This is a genomic window from Isoptericola halotolerans, assembly GCF_003003075.1.
Taxonomy (GTDB): Bacteria; Actinomycetota; Actinomycetes; order Actinomycetales; family Cellulomonadaceae; genus Isoptericola; species Isoptericola halotolerans_A.
This window is the reverse complement of sequence record NZ_PVTX01000009.1, coordinates 46,508-59,899: the sequence shown is the minus strand read 5'-3', so window position 1 is coordinate 59,899 and position 13,392 is coordinate 46,508. Positions and strand designations below refer to the sequence as shown.

General features: G+C 75.0%; 10 protein-coding genes. 6 read left to right on the top strand and 4 right to left on the bottom strand.

Annotated features, from left to right (window positions below; translation table 11 throughout):
• Positions 1–7: 7 nt before the first annotated feature.
• Genes BCL65_RS13350 through BCL65_RS13340 form a run of 3 tightly spaced genes read right to left on the bottom strand, consistent with a single transcriptional unit; the run spans position 8 to position 2,207 of the window.
• A complete protein-coding gene (locus BCL65_RS13350; RefSeq protein WP_106268827.1) occupies positions 8–280 on the bottom strand; it encodes a DUF6457 domain-containing protein in 273 nt (90 codons plus the stop codon).
• Positions 277–885, bottom strand: a complete 609-nt coding sequence (gene mobA / locus BCL65_RS13345; RefSeq protein ID WP_106268825.1) for a molybdenum cofactor guanylyltransferase — start codon at positions 883–885, stop codon at positions 277–279. The genes BCL65_RS13350 and mobA overlap by 4 nt, the downstream gene beginning before the upstream one ends.
• Positions 882–2,207 carry a molybdopterin molybdotransferase MoeA gene (locus tag BCL65_RS13340; protein WP_106268823.1) on the bottom strand — a complete coding sequence of 442 codons (1,326 nt, stop codon included), beginning with the start codon at positions 2,205–2,207 and terminating at the stop codon, positions 882–884. The genes mobA and BCL65_RS13340 overlap by 4 nt, the downstream gene beginning before the upstream one ends.
• Before the next feature lie 284 nt (positions 2,208–2,491).
• On the opposite strand from BCL65_RS13340, the gene BCL65_RS13335 reads away from it, so the two are divergent.
• From BCL65_RS13335 to BCL65_RS13325, 3 genes are read left to right on the top strand one after another with little or no spacing between them, the layout of a single operon-like run.
• Positions 2,492–3,907 (top strand): MFS transporter, encoded by a 1,416-nt coding sequence (locus BCL65_RS13335; RefSeq protein WP_106268821.1) that lies wholly within the window; start codon positions 2,492–2,494, stop codon positions 3,905–3,907.
• A complete protein-coding gene (locus BCL65_RS13330; protein ID WP_106268819.1) occupies positions 3,904–6,153 on the top strand; it encodes a molybdopterin oxidoreductase family protein in 2,250 nt (749 codons plus the stop codon). The genes BCL65_RS13335 and BCL65_RS13330 overlap by 4 nt, the downstream gene beginning before the upstream one ends.
• A complete protein-coding gene (locus tag BCL65_RS13325; RefSeq protein ID WP_106268817.1) occupies positions 6,150–7,853 on the top strand; it encodes an FAD-dependent oxidoreductase in 1,704 nt (567 codons plus the stop codon). The genes BCL65_RS13330 and BCL65_RS13325 overlap by 4 nt, the downstream gene beginning before the upstream one ends.
• Positions 7,854–7,875: 22 nt before the next feature.
• On the opposite strand, the gene BCL65_RS13320 is transcribed toward BCL65_RS13325, so the two are convergent.
• Entirely contained in the window at positions 7,876–9,243 is a 1,368-nt protein-coding gene (locus BCL65_RS13320) for a cellulase family glycosylhydrolase (protein ID WP_106268815.1), read from the bottom strand.
• Between the two features lie 219 nt (positions 9,244–9,462).
• On the opposite strand from BCL65_RS13320, the gene BCL65_RS13315 reads away from it, so the two are divergent.
• From BCL65_RS13315 to cobA, 3 genes are read left to right on the top strand one after another with little or no spacing between them, the layout of a single operon-like run.
• Entirely contained in the window at positions 9,463–12,204 is a 2,742-nt protein-coding gene (locus BCL65_RS13315) for an FAD-dependent oxidoreductase (RefSeq protein ID WP_106268813.1), read from the top strand.
• Positions 12,201–12,608 (top strand): nitrite reductase small subunit NirD, encoded by a 408-nt coding sequence (nirD, locus tag BCL65_RS13310; RefSeq protein WP_106268811.1) that lies wholly within the window; start codon positions 12,201–12,203, stop codon positions 12,606–12,608. The genes BCL65_RS13315 and nirD overlap by 4 nt, the downstream gene beginning before the upstream one ends.
• 1 nt (position 12,609) lies before the next feature.
• On the top strand, positions 12,610–13,392 hold the full coding sequence (gene cobA, locus BCL65_RS13305) for a uroporphyrinogen-III C-methyltransferase (protein ID WP_106268809.1): 783 nt from the start codon (positions 12,610–12,612) through the stop codon (positions 13,390–13,392).

Genomic DNA, 13,392 nt, shown 5'->3' with positions numbered 1-13,392 from the left:
TAGCTCCTCAGGTCCGGTCGGGCTGCCAGCCCAGGGCGAGGCGGGAGGCGCGCTCGGCGACGGCGTCGTCCGGCGTGGGGCGGCCCGAGGACGCCGCGAGCCCGCGCGCGTAGCCGACGAGGTAGGTGGTCACCGGCGCGGCGGGCCGGGCGACGTGGTGCGCGGCGTCGCGCGCGAGGTCGAGGACCTCGTCGACGTCGATGCTGCCGGCGGGCAGCGCGAGCTCGGCCTCGACGGCCTCGACCCAGCGGGCGAGCACGGCCGGGGTGTCCTGAGTCATCCTTCTCCCTCCTCGGCGTCGCCCGCCGCGTGGCGTGCGGCGAGCCTGCTCACATCCTCCCAGGTGTCCACGTCGTCGCTCGTCCCGGCGTCGTCCGGGACGGCGACCAGCCGGAGCGGCGCCACGAGGCGACGGACGGCGGCGCCGTGCGGCTCGATCTCCGCCAACGCTCCCGTCAGCGCGGTCCGTCGGTACAGCCCGACGAGCCACTGGGCACGGTCCCCGCGGACCAGGTGGGCGCCGTCGGCGTCGGGCTCCGCGGCGACGGCGGCGCGCAGGGCGGGGACGGCGGCTCCGGCCCCGGGCACGTCGACGGCGAGCAGCAGGACCCAGTCCGGGGCGCCGGGGCGGGCGAGCGCACGCAGGCCCGCGTCCAGCCCCGCGACCGGACCGCCGAACGGCGGGTCCTCGCGGGTGACGACGACCGGGTGGCCGGTCTCCCCGACGGTGTCCTCGGGTCCGACGACGGCGGTCAGCCCGGCCTCGGCCGTGGCGGCCAGGGCTCGGTCGAGCAGCGAGGCGTCCCCGATGCGGATGCCCGGCTTGGGTGTGCCGCCCAGCCGGGTGGCGCGGCCCCCGGCGAGGACGACGGCGTCGTACCTCATGTCGGGTCCCCGAGGGCCCGGACCGTGACCTCGTCGCCCGGGGCGACCTGCGTGACCTCCGCGGGCACGATCGCCAGGGCGTCGGCGGCGGGCAGGGCGGACAGGTGGTGGCCGTCGCGCGCGGCCGGCGCGACGCCGTCGGGCCCGGTGACGACGGGCAGCACCTGCTCGGCGCCCGGCGGGCTGGCCCAGCCGCGGGCCACCCGTACGGTGCGGTCCGGCGGCGGGCCGTCGTGACCGGCGAGACGCCGCACCGCCGGGCGGGCGAAGAGCGTGAACGACACGAGGGCGCTGACCGGGTTGCCGGGCACCGCGACCCACGGGACACCGCGCCAGGTGGCCAGCGCCTGCGGGCGGCCGGGCCGCATGGCGACCGCGGCGACGTCGACGTCCTGCGCGGACCCTGCCGCGAGCACCTCGCGGACCACGTCGCTCGCGCCCGCCGAGACGCCTCCGGAGGTGACGACCAGGTCCGCGCCGCCCGTCCCGGTCCCCACGACGCCGTCGAGGGCGGCGGCCAGCGCGCCGGCATCGTCCGGCACGGCACCCACCCGCACGACGTCGGCACCTGCCGCGCGGGCGAGGGCGGCCAGCATGAGCGAGTTCGAGTCGGGGATCGTGCCGGGGGAGGCCGTGCCGAGCCCCGCCAGCTCGGAGCCCGTGGAGATCACCGCGACGCGGGGACGCCGGTGCACGGGCAGCGTGGTGCGGCCCGCGGCGGCGGCGGTGGCGATCGTCCCGGGCGTGACGACCGTGCCGGCGGCGGCCACCAGGTCGCCGGCGGCCAAGTCCGTCCCGGCGCGCCGGACGTGGTCGCGCGGCTGCCGGGCGAGCGTGACGGTGCGTTCCGTCGTCGGGCGGCCCGCGACGAACCTGCCGGTCGAGGTTCGCTCGACGGGCACGACGGCGTCGAACCCGTCGGGCAGGGGGGCTCCGGTCATGATCCGCACCACCCCGGCCGGTCGTCGCACCACCCCGGCCGGTTGTGGGCGCGATTTCTGGCCCGATTCACGGTCCGAACCGGGACGATTCGGGCCAGAGATCGCGCCCACAACCGTGGGGGAGCCGGGGCGGACGTCGGCCAGCACCGGCAGGGTGACCTCCCTGCCGTCGTCGGGCAGGTCGGCCCGGCGGACGGCGTAGCCGTCCATCGCGGAGTTGTCGAAGGCCGGCACGGGCGCGGCCGCCAGGACGTCGCGGGCGAGCACCAGCCCGAGCACGTCGCCGGCGTCGAGCGGCACGTGGACCGTCCCGAGCGGTTGCACGCGGGCCAGCGTCGCCGAGAGGTGCGCGGCGATGGTGCGTGGCGTCGGTCCGGTCATGCCCGCCACCGTAGGCGGCGGATGTGTCGTCGGCGAAGCAATGTCCTCACCACCGGTGGTCCTGCACTGTGAGGAATCGGCAGCGTCCGGAACTCACAGCGGGGGCCCGAGGTCTGAGAGATTCGCCTCATCGAGAATTCACGCCCCCACGCCGCACGGCGAAACACCCGGTTCCTACTGTCGTCAGCACCGGCCCGACGTCGAGCCGGTCCGGCACCCGTCACCCGGCGGGCGCCGTGACCCGCCCGACGTCGTCGGGCACGAGCACGGAGGGGAGAACGACGATGGTTGCTCCGACCAGCGGGACCACCTCGTCCGAGGCGGTGCCGGCAGGCACCACCACCACCGCCACGGCCGGGACGGGGGGGACGGTCGAGGCCGACGCCCCGCCCCGCCGCCCGGTACATCGCTCCGGCCGGTGGATCGACCACTGGGACCCTGAGGACCCCGTCTTCTGGCGCGACGGCGGTCGCCGCATCGCCCGACGCAACCTCGTCGTCTCGATCTTCGCCGAGTTCCTGGGCTTCTGCGTCTGGGCGATCTGGTCGATCGTGGTCCCGCAGCTGCCCGAGGCCGGGTTCGCGCTCACCGCCGACCAGACGTTCTGGCTCATCGGCCTGCCGGCGCTCGTCGGCGCCGCGCTGCGGGTGCCCTACACCCTGGCCGTGCCGGTCTTCGGTGGGCGCAACTGGACGATGATCTCTGCGGCGCTGCTGCTGGTCCCCGCGCTCGCCCTGGTATGGGTGGTGCAGCGGCCCGAGACCTCGTTCGGCGTCCTGCTGCTCGTCGCGGCGCTCGCGGGCTTCGGCGGCGGCAACTTCGCCTCCTCCATGGCGAACATCTCGTTCTTCTTCCCCGAGAAGGAGAAGGGTGCCGCGCTCGGCTGGAACGCCGCCGGCGGCAACATCGGCACCGCCGCCGTGCAGTTCGTCGTGCCGCTGGTCATCGTCACCGCGGCCGGGGTGTCGCTGCAGCGCGCCGGCCTCGTCTTCATCCCGTTCATCCTGCTCGCCGTGATCCTGGCGTGGCGGCTGATGGACAACCTGGGCACCGCCAAGGCCGACCCCCGCTCGTTCGGGGTCGCCGCCCGCGAGAAGCACACCTGGGTCATCTCGTTCGTGTACATCGGGACCTTCGGCAGCTTCGTCGGCTTCGCCGGTGCGTTCCCGACCCTGTTGTCGCGGGAGTTCCCGGAGGTGACGCTGTCGCTGGCGTTCATGGGGGCGCTGGTCGGGTCGCTGACCCGCCCCCTCGGCGGCTGGATCGCCGACCGGCTCGGCGGGGCCGTGGTGAGCGTCGCGAGCTTCGCCGTCATGATCCTGGGCGCGCTCGGCGCGATCCAGGCCCTCGGCACCGGCTCGTTCGCCCTGTTCTTCGGCTCGTTCATGCTGCTCTTCGTGGCCACCGGCGTCGGCAACGGGTCGGTGTACCGGATGATCCCGGCGACCTTCCGGGTCGCGAACGTGGGCGGCGGCGGGGCCGCGACGGCGAAGGCGGCGGCCGGCTGCATCGGGATCGCCGGCGCGGTGGGCGCCTTCGGCGGGTTCCTCATCCCGCGCGGGTTCGCGATGTCGGACTCCCTGACGGGCTCGCTCGTGCCCGCCCTGTGGGCGATCATCGGCGCCTACGTGGTCATGGCGCTGGTCACGTGGCTCGTCTACGGGCGCCGGGGGAGCGCCATGGGGGCTGCCCGCGTATGAGCACCACCGTGGCCGCGCCCGCGGCGCCGCAGAAGACGCACTGCCCCTACTGCGCCCTGCAGTGCGGCATGGAGCTCACGCCCGCCGGGACCCCGGGTCCCGACGGGCGTGCGCCCCTGCCCGTGACCGTCGCCCCGCGCGACTTCCCCACGAACGCGGGCGGGCTGTGCCAGAAGGGCTGGACGAGCGCGACGGTGCTGGGTGTGCCGGACCGCCTCACCACGCCGCTGGTCCGGGGCGCGGACGGCGGGCTGACCGCGGTGACGTGGGACGCGGCGCTCGACCTGGTCGTGTCACGGGTGCGCGCCGTCCAGGCCGAGCACGGCCGCCACGGCGTGGCGATCTTCGGTGGCGGCGGGCTGACCAACGAGAAGGCCTACGCGCTGGGCAAGTTCGCGCGGACGGTGCTGCGGACCCCGAACATCGACTACAACGGCCGGTTCTGCATGTCGTCCGCGGCCGCGGCCGGCAACCGGGCGTTCGGGGCCGACCGCGGCCTCCCGTTCCCGCTCACCGACCTGGGCGGCGCGGACGTCGTGCTCCTGCTCGGGTCCAACCCCGCCGAGACGATGCCGCCGTTCGTCCAGCACCTCGCCGGTGCCCGGGGTCGCGGCGGGCTGATGGTCGTGGACCCGCGGCGCTCGGCGACGGCGCGGCTCGCCGACGACGGCCAGGGCGTGCACCTGCAGCCGGTCCCGGGCACGGACATGGTGGTCCTCCTGGCCCTGCTGCACGTCGTCGTCGCGGAAGGGCTCGCCGACCGCGACTACCTGGCGGCGCGCACCACCGGGTGGGACGACGTCGTCCGGTCGGTCGCGGCGTGGTGGCCGGAGCGCGCGGAGACCGTGTGCGGCATCCCCGCCGAGGAGCTGCGGGCCACGGCGCGCCGGCTCGCGGCCGCTGCGCCCGCGCGAGGCGGCCGGGGCGCCTACGTGCTCACCGGCCGGGGCGTCGAGCAGTCGGCGCAGGGCACCGCGACCGTCACGGCGGCGATCAACCTGTCCCTCGCGCTCGGCCTCGTGGGCCGCGAGGGGTCCGGGTACGGCTGCCTGACGGGCCAGGGCAACGGCCAGGGCGGCCGGGAGCACGGCCAGAAGAACGACCAGCTGCCCGGGTACCGCAAGATCGACGACCCGGCCGCCCGCGCGCACGTCGCCGGCGTGTGGGGCGTGGACCCCGCCACGATCCCCGGCCCGGGCCTGCCCGCCGTCGCGCTGCTGGGCTCGCTCGGGACGCCTGGCGGCCCGCACGCGCTGTTCGTGCACGGCTCGAACGTGCTCGTCTCGGCACCGAACGCCGACCGGGTCCGCGAGCGCCTCGCCGCGCTCGAGCTGCTCGTGGTCTGTGACGTCGTGCCGTCCGAGACGGCGCGGATGGCGGACGTCGTGCTCCCCGTGACGCAGTGGGCGGAGGAGGAGGGCACGATGACGTCGCTCGAGGGGCGCGTCATCCGGCGCCGGCAGGCGGTGGACCCACCGGGGGAGGCACGCTCCGAGCTGTGGCTCCTCGCGGAGCTCGCCCGCCGGCTGGGGTCGGACGTCGCCTTCCCCACGGACCCGGCCGTGGTGTTCGACGAGCTGGCCCGGGCGTCGGCCGGCGGCGTCGCGGACTACTCGGGGCTGTCCCACGCCCGCCTGGACGTCGCGGAGGAGGCCGGCGCCCCCGGCCTGTTCTGGCCCTGCCCGGCAGAGCCGCCGGGGGAGCCCGCCCATCCCGGGACGCCACGGATGTTCCTGGAGGAGTTCGCGACGCCGGACGGGCGCGCGCGCATGGTCCCGGTGGACCACGCCGGGCCCACCGACGACGTGCGCGACGACGCCCCGACGTACCTGGTGACCGGTCGGGTCCTGCAGCACTACCAGTCCGGGGCGCAGACCCGCCGGGTGCCCGAGCTGGACCGGATCGTGCCCGAGCCGTACGTGGAGCTGCACCCGCAGCTCGGGCTGCGCACGGGCGTGGCCGACGGCGCTCGGGTGCGCGTCACCTCGGCCCGCGGTGCCGTCGAGGCCGTCGCGCGCTGGACGGACACGGTCCGCCCCGACACCGTCTTCATGCCCTTCCACTGGAGCGGGGCCGGCAGCGTCAACCGCATCACGAGCGACGCCGTCGACCCGATCTCCTCGATGCCCGAGTTCAAGGTGTGCGCGGTCAGCGTCGCTCCCGTCCCACAGATGGCGGACGACGTCGGCGCGCACGACGCGCACGACGCGCACGACGCGCACGACGCTCAGGAGGTACCCGCATGACTCTCCACGTGCCGCTGAAGGTCGTCGTCGTCGGTCACGGCATGGTCGGCTCCCGCCTGGTGGACGAGCTGGTCCGCCGCAGCGCCGAGTCGTTCGACATCACCGTGCTGGGCGCCGAGCCGTACGAGCCGTACAACCGGGTGCTGCTGAGCGACGTCGTCGCCGGCCGCACCGACGTCGCGGCGATCACCATGCCGGACCCGGGCGGCGACCACGTCACCACCTTGCGCGGCGTGGCCGCGGTGTCGGTCGACCGCCGGGCCCGGACGGTCACCGACGCGGCCGGGGCGGTGCACGCCTACGACCGCCTGGTGCTCGCGACCGGCTCTCGCGCCCGCGTCCTGCCCCTGCCGGGCCTCGTCGCCGACGACGGCACGGTAAACCTGCCCGCCGGGGTGCACGCGCTGCGCACCCTCGACGACGCCCGCGAGATCGTGGCCGCGAGCGTCAACACGCCCCGCGCGGTCGTGGTCGGCGGCGGGGTCCTCGGTGTCGAGGCGGCCTACGGGCTGGCGGGGCGCGGGTTGCAGGTCACCCTGGTCGACCCCTCGCCGGCGCCGATGTCCCGGCAGCTCGACACCGCCGCGGGCGCCGTCCTGGCGGCCGGCCTGCGGGACGCCGGGGTGACGCTGCGCCTCGGCGCGCGGCCCAGCGAGGTGCTCGTGGCTGGCGGTCGCGCGGTGGGCGTGCGCCTCGGCCCCGGCCGCGGTGGTGACGGCGGGACCGGCCACGGCGGTACCGGGCACGACGGCGGTGACGCGGGTGACGTGGTCGCCGCCGGCCTCGTCGTGCTCACCGCCGGCACGGTCCCGGAGACCGGGATCGCGCGCGAGGCGGGCCTGTCCACGGACCGGGGGATCGTCGTCGGGCACGACCTGGCCTGCCCGGACGACCCGCGGGTCTTCGCGATCGGCGACTGCGCGCAGCCTCCGCAGGGGTCGCGTGGGCTGGTCGCCGAGGGTTGGGACCAGGCGCGGCGGCTGGCGGACCATCTCGCCTCGCTGGTGGCGGTCCGTGCCCAGGAGGCCCAGCGCGCGGCGGCGCCTCGCGAGCACCTGCGGTTCCCGCACGAGGGCGAGCGTCCGTCGATGGCCGTGCGCCTCGGCACGCTGCTCGCCTCCCGGGCGGCGACGGACCAGGGCGTGGACACCCGCGGCACGGACGTCGTCAAGGTCAAGGCGGGTGCGCTGAGCATCGTGTCGATGGGCGTGAGCGGCCCGCGCGAGCCGGCACCCGGGCACCGCGCGGTCGCGCTCCACGACGCCGCGGCGGGCCGCTACGTCGAGGCGGTCGTCGCGGACGGGATCCTGGTGGGTGCCACGTGCGTCGGCGACCCGCGGGTCGCGGCGGACCTGACGGCGGCCTACACCCGCCGCACCCCGGTGCCGGTGGACCCGGCGTTCCTGCTCCTGACGCCGGTGATGCCGAGCGCGGAGCCGGCGTCGTCGCCGGAGCACATGCCCGACGACGCCACGGTCTGCCGGTGCAACGGCGTCACCAAGCACGACATCACGGCCTGCTGGGACGACGGCGCCCGGTCGGCCGACGACATCGCCGCGGCGACGCGCGCCACGACCGGGTGCGGCAGCTGCCGCGAGGCCGTCTGCGGTCTGGCCGACTGGCTGGCCGCGACGCGCGACGGCGGGGCGCCGGTCGAGCCCGGCGCAGCGCTGGTTCACGCGTCAGCCGGTGAAGGGTGAACCAGCGCTCCGTCGGCTGCCGTCAGCCGGCGGCGCAGGTGACGTCGGCGTCCGACGGCGCAGCACCGGAGCCGATGAACCCGTACGACGTCGACGCCCCGGCGGCCAGGCTGCCGTTCCAGGCGGCGGGGGTGACGGTCGCGCCGTCGTCGCCCAGCGTGCCGCCCCAGAGCTGGGCGACCGCGACGCCCGTGGGCAGGGTGGTGATCCAGCCGTCGACGGCGGTGTCCCCGGCGGTGACGGTGACCTGGGCCTGGTAGCCGCCCTGCCACGCGTTGGCCACGGTGAGCTCGGCCGTGCAGGCGGCGCCCGCCGGGGGGCCCGTCGGGTCGGGGTCCGGGGTGGGGTCCGGCGTCGAGTCGGGGTCGGGTGCGCCGCCGAACACGGAGGCCTCGACCGAGGTCTCCGAGAGCCCGTCGGGCCCGGTGAAGATGCGTTCGCCCCACGACGACGGGGAACCGACGTCGAAGTTCTCCACCAGGTCGAGGTACTCGACGCCGCCGCCGTTGCCGCTCCAGGACCAGGCGAGCCAGCCGATGCCCAGCCGTTCGGTCTCGGCGAGGATCGTGTCGTAGGCGACCGAGCCGTCGGAGTGCGTGTAGCCGAACTCACCGATCATCAGGGGCAGCCCGGCGTCGACGAAGTGCTCGAGGTACTGGGTGACCGTGGAGCCCTGGCTGTACACGCCGTACATGTGCACGGAGAAGATCGTGTTGCCGTCGGGGTCCGCGGCCGCGACGGCGGGCGCCTGGTCACGCATGATGTGGGCCCAGTCCTGGCCCCAGCTCGGGGCGTCCACGACGAGCGCGTGGTCGTAGCCGACGTCGCGCAGCCGCTGGACGGCGGCGGAGGTGTCGTCCGCCCAGCCGGCGTTGGTGGCGGCGTCGTTGCCGTACGGCTCGTTGCCGATGTTGACCAGCACGTGGTCCTCGGTGCCGGCGAGGGTCGGGTAGAGGTACTCCCAGTAGTCCGCGGCCTGGTCGAGCGTGGCGGCTCCGGCCTGCTCGCCGTAGCCCGTGGTGTCGTGCACCTCGAGCTGGCAGATCAGCCGGTTCGCCTCGCACCCGTCGACGATGGCCGCGACCTCGGCGGCGCTGGTCCGGGTCCAGCGGTCGCCGCTGGCGAGGACGACGCGCACGGCGTTGGCGTCGACCGCCTTGATGTCGGCCAGCGCCTGCGTCGTCGTCCCGGTGTACCAGGCGTGCGGGTGGTTGACGCCGCGCAGCACCAGGTCGGTGCCGTCGGCCTCGACGATGCGGCCGTCGGCGACGTGGATGCCGGATGCGTCGTCGTCGGCGACGGCGCCGTGGGCGGCGAGCGCGCTCAGGCCGGCGGCGGCGAGCGTCGCGGCCGCGACGCCCGCGACGGTGCGGGTGCGGAGGCGGGTCATGGTGGGTCCTTCCGGTCGGGTCCCTGGCACGGTCACCGTGCCCGACGGCGGCGCGCGAGGAAAGGCACTTAAGCGTTTAAGTCGAGGGGTGTGGAGCGGGACGCCCGCGGCACTGTGTCCGGCTCCTCTCACGGGCACCGCGGGGCGCGTGAGCAAGATGTTCCCGCGGGGTAACCACGTCCTGACGGTGCGGTCACGGTGGCTGCCTAGGTTCGGGGCATGACCAGCGAGCCCCTCACCTCAGCCCAGCCGGACGGCCGTCGTCACGTGGTCGTCGTCGGCGGCGGCATGGTCGCGCAGCGCTTCGTCGAGGCCCTGCGCGCCCGCGACACCGCCGGCGAGTGGCGCGTCAGCCTCTTCGCCGAGGAGCCGCGCAAGCCGTACGACCGTGTCGGCCTGACCCGCTACTTCGAGGTCCGCGACGCCGAGGAGCTCACGCTCGGCGACCCGGCGCTCTGGGACGACCCGCTGGTGGACCTGCACCGCGACTGCAAGGTCGTCGCCATCGACCGCGAGGCCAGGACCGTCACCGACCGCCTCGGCACCGTCCACGCGTACGACGAGCTGGTGCTGGCCACCGGCTCGAACGCGGCGCGTCCCCCCATCCCGGGCAACGAGCTGCCGGGCGTGTTCGTCTACCGCACCATCGACGACGTGGCCGAGCTGCGCGGCTGGGTCGAGGCCAAGCGGGAGGCCAACAAGGTCACGACCCGCGGCGGCGTCGTCGAGAAGCCGGTCCGGGGCGCCGTGATCGGCGGCGGCCTCCTCGGTCTCGAGGCCGCCGGCGCGCTCAAGGCGCTCGGTGCCCAGGCGACCGTCATCGAGTTCGGCACCCACCTCATGGGCGTCCAGGTCGACCTCGGGGGCGGGCAGGCGCTCAAGCGGCTCATCAACGACAAGGGCATCGCGGTGCGCGCCGAGACCGCCACGAAGGAGATGAAGCCGCACCGTCGCACCGGGCACGTCGGGCGCATGGACTTCGCCGACGGCGGCCGCCTCGACGTCGACGTCGTCGTCATGGCCACCGGGGTGCGGCCGCGCGACGAGCTCGCCCGCTCCGCCGGGCTGCCGATCGGCGAGCGAGGCGGCGCCGTCGTCGACCTCACCTGCCGCACGGAGGACCCGCACGTCTGGGCGATCGGTGAGGTCGCCTGCATCGAGGGCCGCTGCCTCGGCCTGGTGGCGCCCGGCAACACCATGGCGGAGGTCGTCGTCGACCGGCTCCTGGGTGGCGACGCCGAGTTCCCCGGCGCGGACACCGCGACCAAGCTCAAGCTCTCCGGCGTCGACGTCGCGTCCTTCGGCGACGCGCACGGCCGCACCGAGGACTGCATCGAGATCGTGTGGGCCGACCCCACCGCGGGCGTGTACAAGAAGCTCGTCATGTCCGACGACGCGCGGACGCTGCTCGGCGGCGTGTTCGTCGGCGACGCCGCGCCCTACGCCTCGCTGCGCCCCATGCTCGGCGCCGAGCTCCCGGGCGACCCGGCGGCGTTCCTCCTGCCCGAGGGCGGGGGAGCGCCGGACCTCGAACTGCCCGACGAGGCGAACGTCTGCTCCTGCAACAACGTCTCGGCCGGCACCATCCGTGGCGCCGTGACGGACCACGACTGCACCTCCGTCGGGGACGTCAAGAGCTGCACCAGGGCCGGCACCACGTGCGGCGCCTGCCTGCCGCTGGTCAAGAAGATCACCGAGACCGAGATGGCCAAGGCCGGCATCGAGGTCTCCACCGCGCTGTGCGAGCACTTCGCGCTGTCCCGGGCGCAGCTCTTCGACGCCGTGCGCGTCGCGGACCTGCACTCCTTCAGCGAGATCATCGAGCGGTTCGGCGTCCGCGCCGAGCCGTCCGCGAGCCCGGGCCGCGGCTCTGCTGCCGGCCGCGATTCTGCGGGGCTCGCAAGCCCACTCCTCCATCGCGGCTGCGACATCTGCAAGCCCGTCGTCGGCTCGATCCTCGCCAGCCTCGGCAACGGCCACATCCTGTCCGGCGAGCAGGCCGCGCTGCAGGACACCAACGACCACATGCTCGCCAACATGCAGAAGGACGGCACCTACTCCGTGGTGCCGCGCATGCCCGGCGGCGAGGTCACGCCCGAGGGGCTCATCGTCGTCGGGCAGGTCGCCAAGGACTTCGGGCTCTACACGAAGATCACCGGGGGGCAGCGCATCGACATGTTCGGCGCCCGGGTCGAGCAGCTCCCCGAGATCTGGAAGCGGCTCGTCGACGCCGGGTTCGAGTCCGGGCACGCGTACGGCAAGTCGCTGCGCACGGTGAAGTCCTGCGTGGGTTCCACGTGGTGCCGCTACGGCGTCCAGGACTCGGTCGGCATGGCCGTCGAGCTGGAGCTGCGGTACCGCGGCCTGCGCTCGCCGCACAAGCTGAAGATGGGCGTCTCGGGCTGCGCCCGCGAGTGCGCCGAGGCCCGTGGCAAGGACGTCGGCGTGATCGCGACCGACAAGGGCTGGAACGTCTACGTCGGTGGCAACGGCGGCCAGACGCCCAAGCACGCCCAGCTCCTCGCCGAGGACCTCACGTCCGACGAGATGCTGCGCGCCATCGACCGGTTCCTCATGCTCTACATCCGCACCGCGGACCGCCTGCAGCGCACTGCGCCCTGGGTGGAGGAGTACGAGGGCGGCCTCGACGCCATCCGCGAGGTCATCCTGGCCGACTCCCTCGGGATCGCCGACGACCTGGACGCCGCGATGGCCGCCCACGTCGAGGGCTACGAGGACGAGTGGAAGGCCGTCCTCGAGGACCCCGAGAAGCTCGCCCGGTTCGGCTCGTTCGTCAACGCGCCGACGACGCCGGACCCGACGCTCGCGTACGTCGCCGAGCGCGGGCAGAAGCGTCCGGCCACCCCGGAGGAGATCGCCGCCGGACCCGACGGTCCGGTCGACCCCTCGCTCACCGGTCCGGTCCTCGTGGCCGGCGCCACCCTGGAGGTCCGCGCATGACCGTCACCGACGCCCACACCGACCCCACCGTCGATCGCTGGACCGCCGTGTGCCGGCTCGACGACCTGGTGCCCGAGCGCGGGGTCGCCGCGCTGCTCGAACGCAGCGACGGCACCGCGGTCCAGGTCGCGATCTTCCGGCTGCTCGACGACTCCGTCCGCGCGGTCCAGCAGCTCGACCCGTACTCGGGCGCCCACGTCATGTCCCGCGGCATCGTCGGCAGCCGGGGCGAGGAGCCCACGGTCGCCTCCCCGGTCTACAAGCAGGTGTTCGCGCTGGCCACCGGCCGGTGCCTGGAGGCGGGCGGCAAGACGCCGAGGCCCGGGCTGGGCGCTCACCTGGAGCCGTTCGCTGCCGAGGTGCGCGACGGCGTCGTGCACGTCGACGTCGCAGGACCGGCCTGACATGACCGCACAGGCCGGGCACGTCACGCTGGTCGGCGCCGGCCCCGGAGCGGCCGACCTGCTCACCTACCGGGCCTGGCGGGCGATCGCGCGGGCCGACGTCGTCGTCCACGACCGGCTGGTGCCGCTGGAGATCCTGGAGGACCTGGGCGAGCACGTCGAGGTGATCGACGTCGGCAAGGCGCCCGGCCGGCACAAGGTGCCGCAGGACGAGATCAACGCGCTGCTGGTGCGCCGTGGGCTCGCCGGCCGGCGTGTGGTCCGGCTCAAGGGCGGCGACCCGTTCGTGTTCGGGCGCGGCGGCGAGGAGTACGCGGCCTGCACGACCGCGGGGGTCGCCGTCGACGTCGTGCCCGGCGTCTCGTCCGCCCTGTCGGTGCCGGCGCTCGCGGGCATCCCCCTGACGCACCGCGGCACGACGACGGCGTTTCACGTCGTCACCGCGCACACCCGCAGCGGCGAGCGGGAGCTCGACGACGTCGCCGTGGCCTGCGTCACCGAGCGGGCGGCTACGCTGGTGATCCTCATGGGGGTGTCGTCGCTGCCGGCGATCGTGACCCGGTTGCTCGACGCCGGCGCGGCCCCGGACACCCCCGTGGCGATCGTGGAGCGGGGGTCGACGCCGGAGCAGCGGGTGACGCGCGTCGGGCTGGACCTGGCGGCCAAGCGCGCCGACGAGCTCGGGGTCCGTGCCCCCGCCGTGATCGTGGTCGGAGACGTGGCGGCGCCAGGCCTGCTGGAGGGTGTGAGTGACCGAGGAGACGTGGGGGACCCGCGTGGCTGA

Bases quoted from the DNA above. Each gene is read 5' to 3' on its own strand.
- BCL65_RS13330 (WP_106268819.1), top strand. From the start codon at position 3,904: ATGAGCACCACCGTGGCCGCGCCCGCGGCGCCGCAGAAGACGCACTGC.
- cobA (WP_106268809.1), top strand. From the start codon at position 12,610: ATGACCGCACAGGCCGGGCACGTCACGCTGGTCGGCGCCGGCCCCGGA.
- BCL65_RS13315 (WP_106268813.1), top strand. From the start codon at position 9,463: ATGACCAGCGAGCCCCTCACCTCAGCCCAGCCGGACGGCCGTCGTCAC.
- BCL65_RS13340 (WP_106268823.1), bottom strand. From the start codon at position 2,207: ATGACCGGACCGACGCCACGCACCATCGCCGCGCACCTCTCGGCGACG.
- nirD (WP_106268811.1), top strand. From the start codon at position 12,201: ATGACCGTCACCGACGCCCACACCGACCCCACCGTCGATCGCTGGACC.
- mobA (WP_106268825.1), bottom strand. From the start codon at position 885: ATGAGGTACGACGCCGTCGTCCTCGCCGGGGGCCGCGCCACCCGGCTG.
- BCL65_RS13335 (WP_106268821.1), top strand. From the start codon at position 2,492: ATGGTTGCTCCGACCAGCGGGACCACCTCGTCCGAGGCGGTGCCGGCA.
- BCL65_RS13350 (WP_106268827.1), bottom strand. From the start codon at position 280: ATGACTCAGGACACCCCGGCCGTGCTCGCCCGCTGGGTCGAGGCCGTC.
- BCL65_RS13325 (WP_106268817.1), top strand. From the start codon at position 6,150: ATGACTCTCCACGTGCCGCTGAAGGTCGTCGTCGTCGGTCACGGCATG.
- BCL65_RS13320 (WP_106268815.1), bottom strand. From the start codon at position 9,243: ATGACCCGCCTCCGCACCCGCACCGTCGCGGGCGTCGCGGCCGCGACG.